The sequence below is a fragment of the Arthrobacter sp. 001422645 genome, from assembly GCF_059816125.1.
The window spans coordinates 328,237-349,374 of record NZ_JCBANT010000002.1; the positions used below are offsets into that span (position 1 = coordinate 328,237).

17 protein-coding genes are annotated in these 21,138 nt (G+C 67.4%); 4 read left to right on the top strand and 13 right to left on the bottom strand.

The genetic code is table 11. The features are described from left to right. Nucleotides 1-140 precede the first annotated feature (140 nt). Nucleotides 141-1,376 (top strand): acyl-CoA dehydrogenase family protein, encoded by a 1,236-nt coding sequence (locus tag AC6EUH_RS04910; protein WP_499737950.1) that lies wholly within the window; start codon nt 141-143, stop codon nt 1,374-1,376. Nucleotides 1,377-1,416: 40 nt separating this feature from the next. Here AC6EUH_RS04910 and AC6EUH_RS04915 read toward each other — a convergent pair whose 3' ends face one another. The 6 genes from AC6EUH_RS04915 to AC6EUH_RS04940 are packed head-to-tail and all read right to left on the bottom strand — an operon-like array spanning nt 1,417 to nt 9,314. Then, nucleotides 1,417-2,091, bottom strand: a complete 675-nt coding sequence (locus tag AC6EUH_RS04915) for a response regulator (RefSeq protein WP_056427824.1) — start codon at nt 2,089-2,091, stop codon at nt 1,417-1,419. Then, nucleotides 2,088-4,763, bottom strand: coding sequence for a DUF4118 domain-containing protein (locus AC6EUH_RS04920; RefSeq protein ID WP_056427820.1), 2,676 nt, complete (start codon nt 4,761-4,763; stop codon nt 2,088-2,090). Before AC6EUH_RS04920 ends, AC6EUH_RS04915 begins: the two co-directional genes overlap by 4 nt. 12 nt (nt 4,764-4,775) lie before the next feature. Beyond that, the gene (gene kdpC, locus AC6EUH_RS04925) at nt 4,776-5,405 is read right to left on the bottom strand and encodes a potassium-transporting ATPase subunit KdpC (RefSeq protein ID WP_499737951.1); all 630 of its coding nucleotides are present in this window, start codon (nt 5,403-5,405) and stop codon (nt 4,776-4,778) included. Between the two features lie 12 nt (nt 5,406-5,417). Then, nucleotides 5,418-7,544: a potassium-transporting ATPase subunit KdpB gene (kdpB, locus tag AC6EUH_RS04930; RefSeq protein ID WP_056427814.1), complete on the bottom strand. Its 2,127-nt coding sequence runs from the start codon at nt 7,542-7,544 to the stop codon at nt 5,418-5,420. Next, nucleotides 7,541-9,208, bottom strand: a complete 1,668-nt coding sequence (gene kdpA, locus AC6EUH_RS04935; protein WP_056427810.1) for a potassium-transporting ATPase subunit KdpA — start codon at nt 9,206-9,208, stop codon at nt 7,541-7,543. The genes kdpB and kdpA overlap by 4 nt, the downstream gene beginning before the upstream one ends. Nucleotides 9,209-9,215: 7 nt before the next feature. Beyond that, nucleotides 9,216-9,314: a potassium-transporting ATPase subunit F gene (locus tag AC6EUH_RS04940; RefSeq protein WP_082492620.1), complete on the bottom strand. Its 99-nt coding sequence runs from the start codon at nt 9,312-9,314 to the stop codon at nt 9,216-9,218. A 382-nt stretch (nt 9,315-9,696) separates the two neighbouring features. Here AC6EUH_RS04940 and AC6EUH_RS04945 point away from each other — a divergent pair, with 382 nt between their 5' ends. Continuing rightward, on the top strand, nt 9,697-11,673 hold the full coding sequence (locus AC6EUH_RS04945) for an APC family permease (RefSeq protein ID WP_056427807.1): 1,977 nt from the start codon (nt 9,697-9,699) through the stop codon (nt 11,671-11,673). A 112-nt stretch (nt 11,674-11,785) separates the two neighbouring features. On the opposite strand, the gene AC6EUH_RS04950 is transcribed toward AC6EUH_RS04945, so the two are convergent. Further along, entirely contained in the window at nt 11,786-11,989 is a 204-nt protein-coding gene (locus AC6EUH_RS04950) for a cold-shock protein (protein ID WP_013599688.1), read from the bottom strand. A gap of 158 nt (nt 11,990-12,147) precedes the next feature. Here AC6EUH_RS04950 and AC6EUH_RS04955 point away from each other — a divergent pair, with 158 nt between their 5' ends. Continuing rightward, nucleotides 12,148-12,891 carry a glycosyltransferase family 2 protein gene (locus tag AC6EUH_RS04955; RefSeq protein ID WP_056427804.1) on the top strand — a complete coding sequence of 248 codons (744 nt, stop codon included), beginning with the start codon at nt 12,148-12,150 and terminating at the stop codon, nt 12,889-12,891. A 16-nt stretch (nt 12,892-12,907) separates the two neighbouring features. Here the strand turns inward: AC6EUH_RS04955 and AC6EUH_RS04960 are convergent, their stop codons facing one another. The 5 genes from AC6EUH_RS04960 to AC6EUH_RS04980 all read right to left on the bottom strand — a co-directional run bounded on the left by AC6EUH_RS04960 (nt 12,908) and on the right by AC6EUH_RS04980 (nt 19,280). Beyond that, on the bottom strand, nt 12,908-13,846 hold the full coding sequence (locus AC6EUH_RS04960; RefSeq protein ID WP_082492619.1) for an alpha/beta fold hydrolase: 939 nt from the start codon (nt 13,844-13,846) through the stop codon (nt 12,908-12,910). 48 nt (nt 13,847-13,894) lie between these two features. Continuing rightward, nucleotides 13,895-14,992 (bottom strand): alpha/beta hydrolase, encoded by a 1,098-nt coding sequence (locus tag AC6EUH_RS04965; protein ID WP_499737952.1) that lies wholly within the window; start codon nt 14,990-14,992, stop codon nt 13,895-13,897. Nucleotides 14,993-15,059: 67 nt separating this feature from the next. After that, a complete protein-coding gene (locus AC6EUH_RS04970; protein WP_499737953.1) occupies nt 15,060-17,753 on the bottom strand; it encodes a PEP/pyruvate-binding domain-containing protein in 2,694 nt (897 codons plus the stop codon). 9 nt (nt 17,754-17,762) lie between these two features. Continuing rightward, on the bottom strand, nt 17,763-18,080 hold the full coding sequence (locus AC6EUH_RS04975) for an NIPSNAP family protein (protein ID WP_056427798.1): 318 nt from the start codon (nt 18,078-18,080) through the stop codon (nt 17,763-17,765). A 144-nt stretch (nt 18,081-18,224) separates the two neighbouring features. After that, nucleotides 18,225-19,280: a zinc-dependent alcohol dehydrogenase family protein gene (locus AC6EUH_RS04980; protein ID WP_056427795.1), complete on the bottom strand. Its 1,056-nt coding sequence runs from the start codon at nt 19,278-19,280 to the stop codon at nt 18,225-18,227. 166 nt (nt 19,281-19,446) lie between these two features. On the opposite strand from AC6EUH_RS04980, the gene AC6EUH_RS04985 reads away from it, so the two are divergent. Further along, a complete protein-coding gene (locus AC6EUH_RS04985; RefSeq protein WP_499737954.1) occupies nt 19,447-20,307 on the top strand; it encodes a 3-hydroxyacyl-CoA dehydrogenase family protein in 861 nt (286 codons plus the stop codon). A gap of 17 nt (nt 20,308-20,324) precedes the next feature. On the opposite strand, the gene AC6EUH_RS04990 is transcribed toward AC6EUH_RS04985, so the two are convergent. Continuing rightward, nucleotides 20,325-21,128, bottom strand: a complete 804-nt coding sequence (locus tag AC6EUH_RS04990; RefSeq protein ID WP_499737955.1) for an SDR family NAD(P)-dependent oxidoreductase — start codon at nt 21,126-21,128, stop codon at nt 20,325-20,327. Nucleotides 21,129-21,138 lie beyond the last annotated feature (10 nt).

The following is a 21,138-nucleotide window of genomic DNA, read 5'->3' on the forward strand; positions in this document are numbered from 1 at the left end:
CGCAGCCGTTTTCAGGCCCGGCGCCGTTGCCCGGAGATCCACCGTTGCCTAGTGATCCCCATCACTGTGCAATATACTAGGACATCCAAGGGTTTGGAAGAGCCGGACCGGTTCATGACCGGTTCACTACGAAGGGATACATGCCCGTGCAGCCACAAGGACGTGCCAGCGGACAGAAGGTCACTGGGGACGAAGCAGCGCCGGGAGGCGTAACCGCCCCGCCCTTCCCGGACGCCGACCTGATGTACATCGTGGACCTGCTGCCTCCGGCGGAGCAGGCCCGCTACCAGGAAATCCGCGATTTCCTCCAGTCCCGGATCCGGGCGGCATCGATCGACTACTGGAACCGCGAGGAATTCCCCTTCGGGCTGCTCGCCGAACTCGGCAAGTACGGCCTCGGCGGACTGCAGACCGACGGCACTTCCAAGCTGTTCAAGGGACTGATGTATGTCGAGGTGGCACGCGCCGACGTGTCACTCTCGGCGCTCGTCGGGATCCACAACGAGCTGATCGTCGGCATGATCGACCAGCTCGGCTCCGAGGAGCAGAAGGCACGCTGGCTGCCGGGCCTGACGGCCCTGACCCAGATCGGCGCCTTTGCGCTGACCGAGCCGGACCATGGTTCCGACATCGCCGGCGGGCTGGCGACGACGGCCCGGCTGGAGGGCGGTGAGTGGGTGATCAGCGGTGCCAAGCGCTGGATCGGTGCCGGCACTATTGCGGACTTTGCCCTGGTCTGGGCACGGGATGTGGCGGACCAGCAGATCAAGGGCTTCATCGTGGAGACGGACCGTCCCGGCTACACTGCCACCAAGATCGCGAACAAGATCGGGCTGCGGATCATGCAGAACGCGGACATCGTGCTCGACGAGGTCCGCATCCCGCAGTCCAACCTGCTCCCGGGCGCCACGGACTTCTCCAAAGCCAACGAACTGCTCCGCGATTCGCGCGCCTGGGTGGGCTGGCAGGCCGCCGGCATCCAGCTGGCCGCGTTCGACGTCGCGCGTTCCTACTCGCTGGAGCGGAAGCAGTTCGGCAAGGAGCTGGCGCGCTTCCAGCTGATCCAGCAGCAGCTGGCCGAAATCCTGGGCAACGCGTCCGCCTCCCTATCGCTGATGGCGCAGCTGGCCCGGATCCAGGAAGACGGCAAGCTCGAGATGGTCCAGGCCGCGATGGCCAAATCCACCACCACCCGGCTGGCCCGGGCGTCGGTGGCGATGGGACGTTCACTGATGGGCGGCAACGGGATCAGCAGCGACTACGAAATGGGCAAGCTCTTTGGCGACGCCGAAATCCTGTACACGTACGAGGGCAGCTACGAGATCAACTCATTGATCGTGGCCCGGGCCGTGACCGGGAAGTCCGCGTTCGTCTAAGGCCGGGCCGGGGCCGGGCAACTGCGGCACCCGGCCGGCGTCAGGGCAGGAAACGGTAACCGATCCCCGCCTCTGTGATCAGGTGCCGCGGAGCGGCGGTCTCCGGTTCCAGCTTGCGGCGGAGCTGGGCCATATACACGCGGAGATAGTTGGTCTCCTTGGCATAAGCCGGACCCCAGACCTCGGACAGGAGCTGCTGCTGGGTGACGAGTTTCTCCGGATTCCGGACCAGCACCTCGAGCATTTTCCATTCGGTCGGAGTAAGCCGGATGTCCTGGCCGTCCCGCGTGACGCGGTGTTTTTCCAGGTCCACGGTGAACGCATCTGTAGTGACTACGGGTTCCTGATCCGGGTCAGCGCTGCGACGCAGCAGGGCGCGCAGCCGCGCCAGGAGTTCATCCAGGCCGAACGGCTTCGTGATGTAGTCGTCGGCTCCGGCGTCCAGGGCCTCCACTTTGTCCTCGGAACCGTGGCGGGCGGACAGCACCAGAACGGGCACCCGGCTCCAGGTCCGGAGTTCCCGGATCACGGAGGTGCCGTCCAAGTCCGGCAGGCCGAGGTCCAGGATAACAAGTGCCAGGGGGTGCTGGGTGGCCGCCAGCAGGGCCGAATGGCCATCAGCCGCGGTGGTCACATCGTAGCCGTGGGCCTGCAGGGTGATCCGCAGGGCCCTGAGCAGATGAGGGTCGTCGTCGACCACCAGGACGGCGGTCATCCGGCGTCCGTTCCGGACGCACTGAGCGGCAGGGTGTGACGCCGGTGGTCCATGGCGGACTGCGGTTCCAGGGGGGCCTGTTGGCGGCGTGTCTCGAAAGGCATGCCGGTGGACAGCGGCAGCCGGATGACCATGGTGAGGCCGCCCCCGGGTGTTGCTTCGGCGGTCAGGCTTCCGCCCATGGCGTCGGTGAACCCCTTGGCCACGGCCAGGCCCAGGCCGATGCCGGTAGTTTGCGGGGCGTCGTCCAGACGCTGGAACGGCCGGAACATTTCCACGACCCTCTCTGCCGGGATTCCCCGGCCGTGATCGATGATGCGCAGTTCTCCTGCCGGGCGGCCTTCGAGGGTAACCGGGCTGAGCCCGCCCCCCGCGCCGACCAGGACGACGTCGGAGTCGGGCGCGTACTTCACGGCGTTTTCGACGACGTTGGCAATGACGCGCTCAAGCATCCCGGGATCCGCGTCGACTTCCGGCATGTTGGCGGGCAGTTCCACCCGGGCACGCCCCTCCGGCACGGCGCGCAGGGCGTCCGGGATGACCTCGTACCAGCGCACGGGCTTGAGCAAGGGGTGGGCGGCGTCGGCGCTGATTCGGGACATATCCAGCAGGTTGCCCACCAGGCCGTCCAGCCGGTCCGAGCATTCCTCGATGGTCGCGAGCAGCTCCTGTTGTTCGTCCGGGGTATACCGGGCGCCGTCGCGGCGCAGGCCGCCGACGGCGAGTTTGATTCCGGCCAGCGGAGTGCGGAGGTCATGGGACACGGCACGGAGGATGGACGTTCGGATTGTATTGCTTTCGGCGAGGCGCAGCATCTGACGGCGGCTGGCCGCGAGCTGCTGGCGTTCCAGTTGGGCATTCAGATGGACTCCGAAGGCCCCCAGCAGGCGCCGGTCACTCGCTGGCAGGATCCGGCCGAACAGCACGAGGCGCGTCGAGGAATCGATCTCTTCAATGTTCTCGCCGTCGGCGCCGCCCCGTTCGGTGTCGCCTGCGGCAAGGTCCCCGGCTGCGGCAAGCAGCCTCCACTTCCGCCCGTTGGCGCCAGAAGCCCCTCCGTCGCTCCGGGAATCAGCGAGGCTGAAGATGGCGGCCCCCCGGACCTGGAAGACGCCTAGTGCCTGCTCCAGGAGGGCCCGGACCGTATCGTCGGCGCCGGATGCACTCCTGGCCAGGTCACTGAGGGTCGTGGCTTCCGCACGGGCGCGGGCAGCTTCCTTGGACCGCCGGGCCGACAAGTCGACAACGACCGCCACGGCTGCCGAAACCCCCACAAACACCAGCAGGGCGAGGAGGTTCTGCGGATCGCTGATGGTGAGGGTCCCGACTGGCGGGGTGGAGAAGTAATTGACGAGCAGGCTGCTCCAGAGTGCGGCGAGGATCGCGGGCCAGAGTCCGCCGACGAGTGCCACCCCGATGGAACCGCTTAGCTGGACCAGCATCACGGTGGCCACGTTGCGCTCAGGGTTCAGGACCAGCAGCAGGAGCTGCAGCACGGCCGGGAGGAGCGCGGCCAGAATGAAGCCGACCGTCACCCGGACGCGGCCCAGATCGCGTTGCCGGGACGGCCGGGTGCCATGCCCGCCCAGCGGGTGGGAAACCATGTGGACGTCAATGTCGCCGGAATCGCGCACAACCCGCGTGCCGACGCCTCCGCCAAGCAGGTTTCCCAGCAAAGCGGAGATCTTCTTGCGCCGGGAGATGCCGACGACGATCTGGGTGGCGTTGACGCTGCGGGCGAAGTCCAGCAGGGCCCCGGCCGGATCCTCACCCGTCACAATGTGGTAACTGCCGCCCAGGTCCTGGATCAGATGGCGTTGGGCTTCGAGCGCCTGGGGGGACTCGCTGGCGACCCCGTCCGAGGCCCGAACGTGTAACGCCAGCAGGTCACCGCCGCTGACGCGGTTGAGGATCCGGGCGCCGCGGCGGATCAGGACCTCCCCTTCGGGGCCGCCTGTCAGGCCCACCACGATCCGCTCCCTGGCCGGCCAGCTTTCCTCGATACCCTGTTCCGCCCGGTACTTGGCGAGGCCCTCATCCACACGGTCGGCCAGCCACAGCAGCGCCAGCTCCCGCAGTGCGGTGAGGTTGCCCAGACGGAAGTAGTTCGAGAGTGCCGCATCGATCTTCTCGGGGGCGTAGATCTTTCCGTCGCCCAGACGCTGCCGCAGCAGCTCGGGGGAGATGTCGACGAGATGGATCTGATCGGCCCGGCGGACGACGTCGTCCGGTACCGTCTCCGCCTGGTGGACGTCGGTGATCGCGCTGACGACGTCGCCCAGCGATGCCAGATGCTGGATGTTAACCGTGGACAGGACGTCGATTCCCGCGTCGAGCAGCTCGTCGACGTCCTGCCAGCGTTTGGGGTTTCGGCTCCCCGGGATGTTGGAGTGGGCGTACTCGTCCACGATCGCCGTTCCGGGTGCCCGGGCGAGGACGGCGTCCAGGTCCATTTCCTCAAATTCGGTGCCCCGGTATGGCATGCGCCTCGGGGGTATGATTTCCAGCCCCTCCAGCAGCGCCCGCGTCTCGCTGCGTCCGTGGTCCATGGCAAGCGCGACGATGACATCCTCGCCGCGCTTGCCGAGCCGGTGCGCCTCTTCGAGCATCTCGTAGGTCTTGCCGACTCCGGGCGCGGCCCCCAGGAAAATCCGCAGCGTTCCACGTGCCATGCCGTCATTCTCTCACTCGGATTGTGCCGGCTGCGACGCTTGCGAGGCCTCAGCGACCGCCAGGTTCAGCGAGGTCACGTTGACGGACGGCTGGCCCAGGAAAGCGAGTAACCCGCTGCTCGTGTGCCGGTCCACCAGCGACGCCACGGCTTCAGTGTCCAGGCCATGCGCCGCGGCCACCCGGGCCACCTGCAGCCCGGCGTATGCCGGCGAGATATCAGGGTCCAGCCCGGACCCGCTTGCCGTGACGGCGTCGGCCGGAACCTCGGACTCGTTGATGCCTTCCGCGGCGGCGACGGTGGACCGGTTCGCGGTGACGGCCTCGAGGAGCTTGGGCTCGTTGGGGCCCAGGTTGCTGGCCGAGGACGACGCCGGGTCCCAGGCGACGGCCGACGGCCGGGCGTGGAACCACCGCGGATCCCGGGCGCCGTTGTCATCGGCGCTGGCCTGGGCAATCAGTGCGGACGCCGCCGGGGCGCCGGCGGCGTCCTTGATGATCGAGCCGTTGGCCTGATAGGGGGCGATCAGCTGTCCGACGCCGAAGACGGACAGAGGGTAGGCCAGTCCGAGGACGAGGGTGGCAAGGACAAGGAAACGCAGGGCGGTTCCTGCCTGGCGGAGATAGCCGGTAAGGATGTTCATGAGGGCGGGCTCCTAGCCGATTCCGGGAATGAGGGAAATGATCAGGTCGATGATCTTGATGCCGATGAAAGGGGCGACGAGCCCGCCGAGTCCGTAGACCAGCAGGTTCCGGCTTAGGGCCTGGTTGGCCGACACGGCACGGTACTTCACGCCGCGCAGGGCCAGCGGGACCAGGGCGATGATGATCAGGGCATTGAAGATCACCGCGGACAAGATCGCCGAGGCCGGCGTGGACAGGCCCATGATGTTCAGCAGCCCGAGGCCCGGGAAGGCCGCAGTGAACAGGGCCGGTACAATCGCGAAGTACTTGGCGACGTCGTTCGCCACGGAAAAGGTGGTCAGCGCGCCGCGGGTGATGAGCAGCTGCTTGCCGATGCCGACGATGTTGATGAGTTTGGTGGGGTCGGAGTCAAGATCCACCATGTTGGCGGCGTCCTTCGCGGCCGGGGTGCCTGAGTTCATCGCGACGCCGACGTCCGCCGCGGCCAGCGCCGGGGCGTCGTTGGTGCCGTCCCCGGTCATCGCCACGAGGCGCCCTGCGGCCTGCTCCTTCTTGATGACCGCGAGTTTGTCCTCGGGGGTTGCTTCGGCCAGGAAGTCATCGACCCCGGCCTCGGCGGCAATCGCCTTGGCGGTGATGGGGTTGTCACCGGTGATCATCACGGTCCGGATGCCCATTTGCCGCAGTTCGGCGAAGCGGGCGTGCATACCCGGCTTGACGACGTCGGCCAGATGGATGGTTCCCAGAATCTCCGCGCGGCCGCCTTTACCCACCTGGGCGACCAGCAGGGGTGTACCGCCCTGGGCCGAGATTTCCTTGACCCGCTGCTCGACCTCCGCCGGGGTGTGGCCGCCGTATTCGGCAACGAAGGCAGCCACAGTGGAAGCGGCGCCTTTGCGGATCTGCAGCCCGTCAAGGTCAAGTCCGCTCATGCGCGTGCTGGCGCTGAAAGGTACCACGGCAAAATCGCCGGAGCTGCGTTCGAGGGTCACCAAATCGGATCCGGTGGCGCCTTTGTCCGCGGCGAGGTCCACGATGGACCGGCCCTCGGGGGTTTCATCCGCCAGGCTGCAGACACGGGCCGCTTCGATGAGCCGGGTCCTCTCCACATGGCTGGCGGGGAAGAAGTTGACGGCGCGACGGTTGCCGTAGGTGATCGTTCCGGTCTTGTCCAGCAGGAGGGTGGTGATGTCCCCTGCGGTCTCGACGGCGCGGCCGGACGTGGCAAGGACGTTGTGCTGGACCAGGCGGTCCATACCCGCGATGCCGATTGCCGGTACCAGGGCACCGATGGTGGTGGGGATCAGGCAGACCAGCAGGGCCACCAACACGATCGGGGACGGGGTGGCGCCGGCCAGTGCGGCGAACGGGGCCAGGGACATGGTGACGGCCAGGAACACGATGGTCAGGGACACCAGCAGCACGTGGAGTGCGATTTCGTTGGGGGTCTTCTGCCGGACGGCACCCTCGACCAGCTTGATCATCCGATCGATGAACGTCTGTCCGGGCTCCGCCGTGATGCGGATGACAATCCGGTCCGAGAGGACCCGGGTGCCGCCGGTGACCGAGGACCGGTCTCCGCCGGATTCGCGGATCACCGGGGCTGATTCGCCGGTGATGGTTGATTCGTCGACACTGGCCAGGCCCTCGATGATTTCGCCGTCCGAGGGGATGACGTCCCCGGCTTCGCAGATCACGACGTCGCCCCGCCGAAGCTCCGTTCCGGGGATCTCTTTGTCGGTGCCGTCGGCTTGCCGGAGCCGGGCCTGGACACCTTTGCGGCTGGCGCGGAGGCTCTCGGCCTGGGCCTTTCCGCGGCCCTCGGCGATGGATTCGGACAGGGTGCCGAAGAGGACGGTGAGCCAGAGCCAGGCGGTGACGGCGATGCCGAACACCGAGGGCCGGTACACCGAGATCGCGGTGCACAGGGCGGCGCCCACCAGCACGGTGAACATGACGGGGGAATGGATCATCTGCCGCGGGGAGAGTTTCCGGACTGCGAGGGGCAGTGCGGCGGCGACGGACCCGAGCGTCAGTTTGGCCGGTGCCTTGGTGTGGTGTTTGTGTTCGCCGGGGGTGCCGAGGGGGTTGCCGTCCGCGTACGTGGCGGCGGCGGTGTCCGTGCTGGACGGGGTCATTTCAGGAGTCCTTCTGCGAGGGGGCCGAGCGCAAGGGCCGGGAAGTAGCTCAGGGCGGTCAGGATCACTGTCACGCCCAGCAGGAGACCGCCAAAAAGCGGGCCGTGAGTGGGGACGGTGCCGGCTGAGGCGGGAATCTTGCCCTGCCGGGCGAGGGAGCCGGCGAGGGCAAGGACCAGGACAATCGGAAGGAAACGGCCCAGCAGCATGGCCAGGCCCATCATGACCGAGAGAAACGGGCCCGAGGTGGTGATGCCGCCGAACGCGGAGCCGTTGTTGTTCGCCCCGGAGGTGAAGGCGTAGAGCACTTCACTGAATTGGTGCGGCCCTGATGCCGGGGCGTTGGCCAAGATGCCCGGCAGCAGGACGGTGATACCGGCCAGCGCGAGCACAAGGGTCGGAGTCACCAGGATGTACATGGCGGCGAGCTTCATTTCCGTCGGGCCGATCTTCTTGCCCAGGTATTCCGGGGTTCGCCCTACCATGAGGCCTGCGATGAAGACAGAAATGATGGACAGGATCAGCAGACCATAGAGCCCGGAACCGGTTCCGCCGGGGGCGACCTCGCCAAGCATCATGTTCACCATGGCGACGCCGCCGGCCAGCGGCGGCAGGGAATCGTGGGCGGTGTTCACGGCGCCGGTGGAGGTCAGCGTGGTGGACGCGGCGAAGATCGCGCCCGGCACCGGTCCGAAGCGCTGTTCAAATCCCTCGCCCAGCCCACCGGCCGCCGCCGTGGCTGTTCCCTGGCCGGAAGCCACGGCCCAGCCCATCAGCGAAACCGATGCCAGCCACAGAGCGCCCATCACCGCGGCCACTGTGTAGCCCTGCTTCTGGTCACCCACCATCCTGCCGAAGGCGTAGGGCAGAGCCGAGGGAATAAGCAGGAGCAGGAACACCTCGAAGAGGCTGATGAGGGCATTGGGGTTCTCGAACGGGTGCGCGGAGTTGGCATTGAAGTACCCGCCGCCGTTGGTGCCGAGTTCCTTAATGGCCTCCTGGGACGCGACCGGCCCACCGGGGATGCTCTGGCTGATTCCCGCCGCCTGGTTGGTGACGTCGGTGGGCCAGAAGTTCTGCACCACCCCGCCCAGGACCATCACCACTGCCGCGACGAACGCGATCGGCAGCAGGATCCGGAACGACGTCCGGGCCAGGTCCACCCAGAAGTTGCCCAGCCGCTGCGTCCTGGTGCGGACGATGCCGCGGATGAAGGCGACGACGACGACGATACCGACGGCGGCGGAGAGGAAGTTCTGCACCGCGAGCAGACACATCTGCACGAAAATGCCGACCGTGGCCTCCGGGACGTAGGTCTGCCAGTTCGTGTTGGTCACAAAGGAAATCGCGGTGTTCATCGCCACCCACGGGTCCACCCCCGGCAGGGAACCGCTGCCCGGGAGGACGCCCTGCAGCCGTTGGAGGGCGAACACGGCCAGAATGGAGACAGCCGAGAACGCCAGAACGCTGCGCAGGTACACGGACCAGGTCTGTTCAGTTCCGGCGTCGACCCCGGCAAGCCGGTAGAACAGCCGCTCCGGCCGACTGGACGTGGTTCCCTCGAAAACCCGGGCCAGGTAGATGCCGAAGGGCTTGTGCAAGGCTGCCAGAACAATGAGAAGCGCCGCCACTTGGACGATGAAGGAAGCGTAGTTGAAGGTCATGATCCGCTCACCATTTCTCGGGATGGATCAGGACCGCCAGAAGGTAGCCGAAGAGGGCTATCCCGGCGATCAGCAGCACGAGCCACATGATCGCGTCGGCGCTCATCGTTCACCCTCCGGCCGGTCCCCGGGACCGCCGACCATCCCGGCCAGGACGTGGCCGATCCACATGACGAACCCCATGGACACCATGAGGATTCCGATAACAGCCAGATCGGCCATTGCAGGTTCCTTTCATCTGCGCCCCGTTTGCGGGGCTAAGTCCAGTCAAGTCCTCCGAAGAGACGAAAGCGTAGGGACTTACGGATCCTTGATGCCGGCGGGCCGAATCTTGACGGATTCTTGACGCTGCCTTGGGGACCTGGCCGAACAGGCGTCAAGGATTCGTCAAGATCAGCCGGTAGCAGGGGAAACCGCGCCGGACCGGTGCTAGCTTCGGCTGTAACCGCAGTGCGGTGCGCCGCAGCGTGCCGCGAGGAAGGCACGATATGACCACCCTGAGCCGCCCGCCGGCAGACCCCTCAGCTCCCCGTCCGCCGCGAATCGCCACGCTGAAGAACTGGCTGCTGTTCGGGCTGCAGGACAGCAAGGGCACCCACCAGGGTCCGGGCGGAGTGCCCACAGCACATGAGAAAAAGCACTCGTGGTGGCAGGTGATGTGCCTGACCGGCGTCGACTATTTCTCCACCCTGGGATACCAGCCGGCGATCGCCGCGCTCGCCGCGGGCGTGATTTCGCCGCTCGCGACCCTCGTGCTCGTCGCCATCACGTTGCTGGGCGCTTTGCCCGTCTACCGGCGCGTGGCGGGCGAGAGCCACCGGGGCGAGGGTTCCATCGCGATGCTTGAGCGGCTGATGCCGCGCTGGGGTGGAAAGCTGTTGGTCCTGGTCCTGCTGGGGTTTGCCGCAACGGACTTTATGATCACCATGACGCTGTCGGCGGCGGACGCCACGGCGCACCTGATTCAGAACCCGGTTGTCCCAGGCTGGCTGCAGGGACAGAACGTGCCGGTCACGCTGTTCCTGCTGGCGATGCTGGGTGCAGTCTTCCTGCGCGGTTTCAAGGAGGCCATCGGCGTCGCGGTCCTGATCGTCGCCGTGTACCTGAGCCTGAACGTCGTCGTGCTGGCCGTTTCGGTCGGTGAGGTGTTCACGCACCCCGTTGCCGTGGACAACTGGTGGCAGGCTATCGCCACGTCGCACGGTAACCCGCTGCTGGCTGTCGGCTTCGCCCTGCTCGTCTTCCCCAAACTTGCGCTGGGCCTTTCCGGATTCGAGACGGGCGTGGCCGTCATGCCGCAAATCCGGGGACGCGCGGGCGATACCGAGGATAACCCGGCCGGCCGCATCGTAGGTACCCGCAATCTGCTGACGACGGCGGCGGTCATCATGAGCAGCTTCCTGATCGTCAGCAGTTTCACCACCGTGGTGCTCATCCCGGAGCAGGAATTCCAGCCCGGCGGGCAGGCGAACGGGCGCGCGCTGGCGTTCCTGGCCCACGAATATCTGGGGGTTGGATTCGGTACGGTCTATGACATCAGCACCATCGCGATCCTCTGGTTCGCCGGGGCCTCCGCGATGGCCGGGCTGCTGAATCTGGTACCCCGGTACCTTCCCCGCTACGGGATGGCCCCTGGGTGGGCCCGTGCCGTCCGGCCGCTGGTGCTCGTGTTTACCCTGGTCGGGTTCCTGGTCACCTGGCTGTTCGACGCCGACGTCGACGCCCAGGGCGGCGCCTACGCCACCGGCGTGCTGGTACTGATGACCTCGGCGGCGGTGGCCGTGACCCTGTCGGCCCGGCGAAAGAGGCAACGCAAACGCACGGCCGGGTTCGGTGCCATCGCCGTTGTGTTCGTGTACACCACCGTTGCCAACATCATCGAACGGCCGGAAGGCATCCGGATCGCCTCGATCTTCATCCTGGGGATCATCGTCATCTCGCTGCTGTCGCGGGTCCGGCGCTCGTTCGAGCTGCACGCCACCCACGTCCATCTGGACCGGGAAGCCCTCGAATTCATGTCCGATGAGCTGGAGGGGCCGCTGCGGATCATCGCCCATGAACCGCTCCGCATGACCGCGGAGGCCTACCGGCAGAAACTGGAGTCCGCTATGGAGGTCAGCCATCTGCCGCTGGATTACGAGGCCCTGTTCCTCGAAGTGGTGGTGGACGATTCCTCCGACTTCGAGACGGAGCTCGTCGTCCGCGGGATCACCCGGCACGGCTACCGGATCCTGGAAGTCCACGGTCCCGTGGTCCCGAACACGATCGCCTCCGTCCTGCTCCACATCCGCGATGTGACGGGCCTGATGCCGCACGTCTACTTCCGCTGGACCGAAGGCAACCCGGTCACCAACCTGCTCCGGTTCCTGGCGTTTGGCGAAGGGGAAATCGCGCCGGTGACCCGTGAAGTGCTGCGGGAGGCGGAACCGGACGTGACCCGGCGGCCGTGGGTCCACGTCGGCTGAACGAGTCACGCCCCCACGACAAACGCCCCTCCCGAGGAAATCCTCGCGGGGGGCGTTTGTGGTCTTGGGGAAAGCATGGCGGCCGGATGGCCGGTGCTGCTATCCGGAGTCCTTAGAGCGGGCGGATGTTCTCAGCCTGCGGGCCCTTCGGGCCCTGGGTGACGTCGAACTCGACCTTCTGGTTCTCGTCCAGGGAGCGGTAGCCGCTGCTGGCGATTGCCGAGTAGTGGGCGAAAACGTCGGCTGACCCGTCATCCGGGGCAATGAAGCCAAAACCCTTTTCGGCGTTGAACCATTTAACTGTGCCTGTAGCCATGCCATATCCTTCTGAAATGCTGCTGATCTCCGGCGGCCCGGAGGCCAACGGCTGCGGAGACATTCGTCCGCTGTTGCCCAACCTACGGGTCCGGGGGCCATGGTGCAAGAGGCCAACGCGGGCATTTCGTCAGGTGCCGGGGCTATAGTCGGGGCACCATGACAACAATCTCGGTGGTTATCCCCACCCGGAACGACGCCGACATGCTCGCCGTCTGCCTCGCAGCGCTCGCGGACCAGACCCGTCAGGCCGACGAAATCGTGGTGGTGGACAACGCCAGCACGGACAACACCGCGGCGGTCTGCGCCGCCGCGGGCGCCCGGCGGATCGCCGTCGAACTCCCCGGCATCGCAGCCTCCACGGCCTACGGCTTCGATGAAGCCCGCTCCGGGCTGATCGCCCGGCTGGACACGGACTCGATCCCGCCGGCCGACTGGCTGGAACGGGTCGAGGCAATCCTTGACACGGCGGGCCCGCTGTCCGCAGTGTCCGGACCCGGGGATTTCTACGGCGAAAACCGGTTCGCCCGGTGGGTGGGCACCAGCGTGTACATTCCCGGATATTTCTGGGCCATCGGCTGGCTGCTGGGCCATCCGCCGCTGTTTGGCTCGAATTTCGCCCTGCGGTCCGAGGTCTGGGATCGGATCCGGGGTTCCGTCCACCGTGGGCTTCCGCGGGTCCACGATGACCTGGACATTTCCTACCAGATCCCGCCCGACGTCAAGGTGATCGCCGACCCCACCCTGCGCGTCCAAGTCTCCGCGCGTCCGCTGGCGGGCTGGGCCGCCGTCGGGCGCCGCCTGTCGATGGCGTGGACCACGTTCAGTGTCGAATTCAAGCAGGAGGGTCCGTTCCGACGCCGCCGCCGGCGGCGGCAATGGGAACGTGACCACGCGGGCTAGGCGGACCTGTACAGCGTTACGAGGATCTGTACAGTGCGATCAGGTCGCGGCTCATCTGGTGCGGCGAGGTCTCACTCGGGCTGTGTCCGCCCCGGTAGACCGCGATGCGGGCGCCGATGGCCTGTGCGAAGCGTCGGTGCAGCGCCAGCGGCCAGAGGTCATGTTCCCCGACGGCGACGAACTTCGGCAGCGGCGCCGCGGCCAGTTCAGTCCTCAGGTCGGGTGCGTGCTGCATCAGTCCGATGATGTCGCGCACGGAGCTCCGGCGGGTGAAACGGAACCGGTGGTTCACGAACCGAATCCGGTTGGGCGGGACGCGCACGACGTTGACCCGGATGCCCCAGATCATCAGGGCGGCGCCGACCCGCGGCCTGATCAGGCCGCTGAACCGGCCGACGCGCTGGACGCCGCGGAAGCTCTGGCCGGGTTCGGGCGGGCAGCTGAGCAGGGTGAGGCTGCGGAATTTTTCCGGGCGCCGGGTGAAAGCCAGCTGGGCGAAGATCGCGGCGAAGGAATACCCCACGACGTGCGCGGGCGCGTCCTCGGCGTCGAGCATGGCGAGAAGGTCGTTGGTGAACAGATCGTAATCGTAGTGCGCGCTGGGCGGCGCGAGGTTTTCGGGGCCTGCCGCGGCGGATTCGTACTGTCCGGCGATGTCGCAGCTCAGGACGTAGTACCCGGCAGCGGCGAGCTCGGGCAGCATCAGCACAAAATCTTCCTTGGATCCCGTGGCCCCCGGTATCAAGAGCACCCGGGGATTTCCCGGTGTGCCCATGGAGAGGGTGGCGAGTGTTCCGCTGGGCGCATCGAAAGTGCCGCGCGCGGCGCCGTCGGGCACGGCGGTCCAGTCCACGTTGTCCAGGGCCGCGTCCCGGCGGGCGGCTTCATCGACCAGCGCTGAACCGAACCCTTCGGGTTCTGGGTCATTCAGTGCGTTGCTGTCGGCAGACACCATGGACTAAACATAGCCCGGTGCGGCTGCGCCGGGGCGGATGGGCCCCGCTCAGGCCACTTTGCGGACGAAGGCGTGGAGCCGGCGGTACACTTCCTGCGATTCCGGGTAGCGGAAGTTCTGCTGCCAGGTGTGTTCAGTGTTCGAGTTGTCCCAGTCGTAGATCAGGCTGTCCACGGGGACGGAATGTTCGCGCAGCCGGGCAATGAAGTTCATGTTGGCGGCGTAGAAGAAGTCCCGCTCCGAGGTGGTCACAAAGACCGGCGGGAAGCGGGAATCCAGCCATTCGATCGGCGAGAGGAAGCCTGCGCCCCTGCGGAGCGAGTCCAACTGGCCGGCCCCGGTGCGGCGGCCGGGCAGCAGCATGCGGATGAAGTTGAGGCTCAGCACGAATCCCTTGTCGAAGAAGACCGAGAAGTCCACCACGCTGCAGTGCTGGACGAGCCCCTTGAAATCGGAGGCGGGCACGGCCGGCGTCAGGCCGTGGTGCTGTGCTAGTTCCGGGCGGAAGCTGGCCGCGGTCACCAGGGCCGCGATCTGGCCTCCGGCGGAGTCTCCGCCCAGCACGATCCTTGACGCGTCGCCGCCGTAGCCGGCGATGTTCTGCCGGACCCATGCCAGGGCGGCGTTGGCGTCCGCCAGGACGTGGGCCATCTGGAAGCGCGGGGCCTTCCGGTAGTTCACGTTGACCACCACCATTCCGCCCTCGGCCTGGCTGGCGCAGTATTTGGTCAGCGAGGCTTTGTCCCCGGACGTCCAGCCGCCGCCGTGGAAGTACACGTAAACGGGCAAGGCCCGCGGCGCGCCAGCATCGGCGGCTGTAGTGCCGGCCGCTGTAGGGCCGGCTGCTGCAGTGCCGGTCGGCGGCCGGGGAGCAATGACGTCGAGGCGGTGCGCCCGGATGCCGTCGCCCACGAAATCGATGTCGTGGAAGTACTCGACGCCGGCAATCGGATCGACGTTGAAGCGGGTGTTCTCGCTGGCTTTAACCGAGTGCATCAACACCCGCCAGGTCCACACCGGAACCCGTCGCAGGAGGTTCCTCGCCCGGCGGGCCAGAGCAAACGTGCCGCCGGACTGTTCTGGCCGTTGAATGTATTGCTGGAAGGACGACGCGTGGTGCGGTGGCTGGTGAGCCGGTGTGGTCATCACCCAATTCTATCTGGCACAACTGTGCTACAGCTGTGAGGCCGCCGGCCCGGTCCGCAGCGCGGGATCACGGCGCCTCGTCCACCTTGCCGGCGGCCCCGTCAACAGTGACCGTCTGGCCGGTGTGCAGCCGCGTGGTGGCGTCCGGTACGCCCACGACGGCGGGGATCCCGTACTCGCGGGCCACCACCGCCCCGTGGGAGATCACCCCGCCCATTTCCATCACGAGGGCGCCGGCCGTCAGGAACAGCGGCGTCCAGCCGGGGTCCGTCGAGGGGGCCACCAGGATTTCGCCGGGTTCCAGATGGGCGCCCACCGGATCCAGGATCACCCTGACCCGGCCGGTGGCGGTGCCAGCGGAGGCCGGTGTGCCACTCAGGCCGCCGGCCGCGGGAGACTTCGCCATCATGGCGGCCTCGACGTCGGTGCCGTCGGACAGCAGTATCCGCGGGATGCGCCGGCGTCGTAATTCAGTGTTGTACAGCTGGCGGCGGCCAGCGACGATGCCGTGCAGGTCCGCGCCGCGCAGGCCGACGCGGATCTCGTCAAAGTCCAGGAAGAAGACGTCGTCGGCGGCCGCGACTGTGCCGGCCGCAGCCATCTCGTTGCCGATCAGCAGCAGCTGCCGGTGCATCTCGCCGAGCACCATCACGATGTAGAACTTGGGCAGCTCGCGCAGTCCTGCGAGCTGCCGTACGCGGCGCAGGCTCAGCGCCAGGGCCCGTGCGTGCCACGGACTCCTGGCCCGTGCCCGTTCGACGAGGCTGCGTATCCGGTCCTCCGCATGCTCGGCGGCCCGGGCGAACTGCCGGTCGGGGGCCTGCTCCGGATCCTCAACGCGGAGGTAGTTGGAGATCATGCCGAGGATATGGTCGGGCTCCTCGGACCAGCGGGGCATGCCAAGGTCGATTTCCGCGACGGCGCGGTGGCCGTAGCGGGCGAGGAATCCGCGCACGCCGGACTGGGCCTGGGGCGGCAGCCTGCCGGCGAGGTAGGCGGCGGCCAGCTCCTCTGGCTGTTTCGCCAGGAACTCCCCGCGCGAGACCGGGTCGTCGCCGATGGAGACGGCAAGCTGCCAGAGTTCCAGGTCCATTTCGGTGGTGACGTTGTGGGGGAGGCCCCGGAGCACTGCTTCCAGCTCGCGGGGCTGTGCGATGCCGCGCAGGAGCCGGCGCGCCACGGCCAGCATGATGTAGCCAACGGACGGGCCCGGCAGGGTGGCCTGGATCAGCCCGTTGATTGTCCGGCCAAGAACCTGCTCGGTGTGCTCGAGGCGGAGGGCGGCGCTGGCTGGCTCAGCCAGGACGAGCTCGGATTCGAGCCGTTTCCGGTAGTTCAGCGCCCTGCGCAGCTCAGCGGCGGGCCGGAAAGCGGGCCGGAACATGCCCGGAATGAGCCCCACCATCAGACCGAGGGTGGCTGTCTGCTCGGTGCTGCGGGTGCTTCCTGTGCGCCGGGGCGGTTGCGGGCTGCGGCGCCTTTTCCCGGCGTTGCGGACGGATTCCAGGAAAGAGCGTTCGATGATGCCGAACCTTGGGTCCTCCAGCAGCGCCGGAAGCACGGCTCCGGACCTGCCGTCCGCGAGGGGAAGCATGCGCAGCAGGTAACCGCGGCCGGACTTGTTGCGGACCAGGGCCGTCAGGTCCACGTACATCCGCAGCCCGGGGTTGACGTACCGCCAGGGTCCCTTGCTGTTGCGCATCATCTCCAGGACGGTCAGCCCCAGCGGCGTGATGGGCCGGGTCAGCCCCTGGAAGAGGGTGCCGCACAGGTACACGCGCGTCGGGGCCGCGGCGCCGGCTGCGGCGTCCTCGGGCGCGGGCTCGGGCAGCGGATACAGCGTGGTGATCGGGCGTGACTGGGTGAGCCAGATCCTGCCCCCGGCATCGATGGCCCATTCGATGTCCTGCGGCGCCCCGAAGAGCCGCTGGACGCCGTCCCCCAGCGCGGTGAGTTCCCGGAGCTGCGGGCCGGCCAGGCTTGGAATCCGTCCGGGTTCCGGCCCTCCCGGCGTATGCAGCGTCACCCGGGCGGAGGCTGTCTCCAGCACGAACTGGTCCGGGTTGACGGCTCCCGAGACAACGGCCTGGCCGGTGCCCGGGCTAGCGTTGATCACCGTTTCCGTCCGCTTCCCAGTGACGGGGTTTGCCGTGAACAGAACCCCCGCGGTCGCAGCGTCCACCATGACCTGGACGACGACGGCGAGCCCCACGTCCCGATTGCTGATCCCGTTGGCGGACCGGTACGCCACCGCGCGTTCGGTCCAGAGCGATGCCCAGCAGCGACGGACCGCCTCCACCACGGCGTCGGCTCCGGTGACATCGAGGTAGGAGTCCTGCTGGCCCGCGAAGCTGGCGAATGGCAGGTCCTCAGCCGTGGCCGAGGACCGGACCGCCACCGGAACGGTTCCGCCCAGTTCCTCGTACGTTTTCCGGACGGCGGCATCCACCTCGGGTGGGATCGGCGCTTCCTCGATCAGCCTCCTGGCCTGTCCGGCAACGGTGCCCAGGGTGCCCGGCGCCGGGGCCGCCGCTCCGGCCCCGGCCGCGTCGAGGTCGGCGGCGAGGGCCCCGAGTCCGGGCGGTGCCGCCAGTTCATAGGCAGCGGTGGTCAGGCAGAACCCGCGCGGGACGGGCAAACCGGCCGCCACGAGCTTGCCGAGGTTCAGGGCTTTGCCGCCCACCAGCCGCAAGGGTGCAGCGCCGGTCCCGCGGAGGTCCAGCACTAGGGGATCTTCCAGGGCCCTCTGCATCGAGTCCATGGCGCGCCGCTACGGGTTGATCGTTGAATCGCCGGTGTCCTCCCACATCACGTCCAGGTTTCGGAACACCGGTGGCCCGTCGCAGAGGGCCGCAAACCTGGCGGCGAAGTCGGAAGTCTCCGGCCGGTTGGAGTTCTCCATGGCCGAATCGTAGGAATCGAATTCGACAATGGTGAGATACGTTCCGGGGCGGTCGCGGTCCGCGGTGGCTAGGATCCGGCGGAACGTGGGAGCGGTGCTTCCTTCGGTCCTGGACGGCCGGCCCAGCGCTTCGATTTCCTCGATGCGGGCGGTCTGGAATTCGATGATTTGCACGAACCTGGCCATGACGGCTCCTCGACGGCGGCGGATGCTGATGCGCTTCACGCTAGACCCGGTGCCCGTCGCAGGACAAGGGGCAGGGGGAGGGGCGCTGCGGGAGGCCGCGCAACGCCCGCGCGACCTCCTTGCGCCGCCGTCGTCCGGCGGGGGTCAGGGCGTCAGCAGGACTTTGATGGCGCGGCGTTCGTCCATGGCGCGGTAGGCTTCCGGCGCTTCCTCCAGCGGCATCACGACGTCGAAGACGCGGCCCGGGTTGATGGTGCCGTCGAGGACGTCCGCCAGCAGTTCCGGGATGTAGGTCCGCGCCGGGGCCATGCCGCCGCCGATGGAGATGTTGGTGTCGAACAGGTAGCGCAGCGGAACCTCGCTGCCGCCGGTGGGGACCCCGACAAAGCCCAGCGCGCCGCCCGGACGGGTGCTGTGCAGCGCCTGCTCCATGGATTCCTTGGTCCCGACACACTCAAGCACGGAATCGGCCAGTACGCCGCCCAGGAGTTCGCGGACCTTGGCGACGCCGTCGGCGCCGCGTTCTTCCACAATGTCGGTGGCGCCGAACTCGCGGGCGATCGCCTGCCGGTCCGCGTGGCGTGACATCGCGATGATGCGCTCCGCCCCGAGCCGCTTGGCGGCCAGGACGCCGCAGAGTCCGACGGCGCCGTCGCCCACCACCACAACGGTGCGGCCGGGGCCGGCTTTCGCGGCGAGGGCTGCGTGGTGGCCGGTGGCCATCACATCGGAGAGCGTCAGCAGGCTCTTGCGGAGGGCGTCGTCCGGTTCGGTGATGCCGGGAACCTTGACGAGGGTCGAATCGGCCAGCGGGACCCGGACCGCCTGGCCCTGGCCGCCGTCGATTGCGTGCCCGGTGTCGTCCTTGCCGCCCCAGCCGGCCAGGTGTTCGCAGGCCACGGTGACACCGTTGCGGCACTGGGGGCAGGCCCCGCAGCTGACCACGAACGGGGCAATCACCAGATCGCCGACCGCCAGGCCGGTGATCCCGGCGCCGATGCTCTCCACGGTGCCGATGAATTCGTGGCCGATCGCGGTGGGCCTGCGGGTGGGCTTCACGCCCCGGTACGGCCACAGGTCCGAGCCGCAGACGCAGGACGCGGTGACTTTCACCACGGCGTCGGTGGGCAGCTGGACGGTGGGGTAGTCGCGGTCTTCGACCCGGATGTCACCGGGGGCGTGGATGATCGTGGCGCGCATGGAGGCTCCTGAGGTTGCGGGGCGGGTTTGGACCGAGTTTAGTCCTCCCTGCCGGCTGGCCCTTGTGCTTCCCGTGGTCCTGCCCTTGTATTGATCGCCAAGGGCACCAGTATGAACTGCACAGACCGGCCGCCGCAGCGTTGGCAGCCTCCTGAAAGGACCTGACATGACTTATGCGCTCCCCGCCAACATCGCGGACCGGCCCATAACAGTCATCGGCGGCGGGACCCTGGGCCGGCGCATCGCCCTGATGCTCTCGCTCCAGGGCGCCGAAGTGCGCGTCTACGACACCAGCCTCGCCGTGGCCAGGGCTGCTCTCGAGTACATTGCAACCCAGCGCCACCGCGCCGTGGAGGAGCTCGGGGGCAATCCGGCGGTGCGGCTCGCGGCGACAGACGATCTAGTGGACGCCCTGCGGGATTCGTGGCTCGTGGTCGAGTCGGTTCCTGACAAGCTCGGCCTCAAGCAGGCGATCTTCGCTGACCTTGACCAGCTGGCCGCCCCGGACGCCGTGCTGGCCAGTAACTCTTCCTCGTTCTCTTCCGCCGAATTCATCGGGGGAGTGAACAGCCCGGAGCGTGTCCTGAACATGCATTTCTATATGCCGCCGGAAGTACGTTCGGTGGAGCTGATGTCCAGCGGCCACACCGATCCCCGGATCATCGAGTTGCTCATGGCCGAGCTGCCCAAATACGCGCTAAAACCGCACCGGGTGCGCAAGCAGAGTGCCGGCTTCATCTTCAACCGGGTGTGGGCGGCGATCAAGCGCGAATCGCTCCTGGTCGTGGCCGAAGGCGTGGCGGAGCCGCAGGACGTGGACGCCTTATTCGCCGACCTCTTCAAATCCGAAATCACGCCTTTCCGCTTTATGGACGAGGTGGGACTGGACGTGGTGCTCGACGTCGAGAACAACTACTGCGAGGCGGCCGGGGTTGAGAACAAATCGGCCCCCATGCTGCAGGAATACGTTGCCAAGGGCTGGCTGGGGGTCAAGAGCGGCCGCGGTTTCTACAACGACTACTCCTGACCCCGCCCCGCCAAGGTTCAGACCCCCAGCGAAATGCCGCCGTCCACCCGCAGTTCGATGCCCGTGACGTAAGCGGATTCGTCGCTGGCCAGGAAAACGGCGGCGTTGGCCACATCCCAGGCGGTGCCCATATGGCCCATGGGGACCTGGGCGTGCCGCTTCCTGAGCATTTCCTCACGCTGCCCGTCCGCGTAAGCTCCGGCCAGTTCCGCGGATTCCGTGACCATCGGGGTCTCCATGAGGCCGGGAAGGATCGCGTTGACCCGGACGTGCTTCGCGGCGTATTCGGCGGCGGTGGTGCGGCTCAGATGGTTGAGGGCGGCCTTGGAGGAGTAGTAGGTGGAGTACGGGACCCCGGTCCAGCGGATGCCCGCCAGCGAGGAGATGTTGATGATGGATCCGCCGCCCTGGGCCACCATGTGCGGGATGACGTGCTTCATGGTCAGGAAGGGGCCCTTGAGGTTGATGGCGTGGACCCGGTCCCACTCGGATTCGTCCAGTTCCACGACGCCGCCCACCTTGGCGATGCCGACGTTGTTGTCGAGGACGTCGATCCGGCCGAATTCGTCGATGACGCCGGCGACGGCACGGCCCACGGCGGCCGAGTCGGTGACATCGAAGGCGAGGTGCCGTGCGCGGCCGCCCTCGTCCAGGATCAGCCGCTCGGTCTCCTTGGCGGCCGCTTCGTTGACGTCCGTGCACACCACAGTGGCGCCTTCGCGGGCAAAAGCGATGGCGGTGGCCTTGCCGTTGCCCATGCCGGGCGCACTGGATCCGGCACCCACCACGAGGGCGATTTTTCCGTCTAGTCTCTTCGGCATTGCTGTTCTC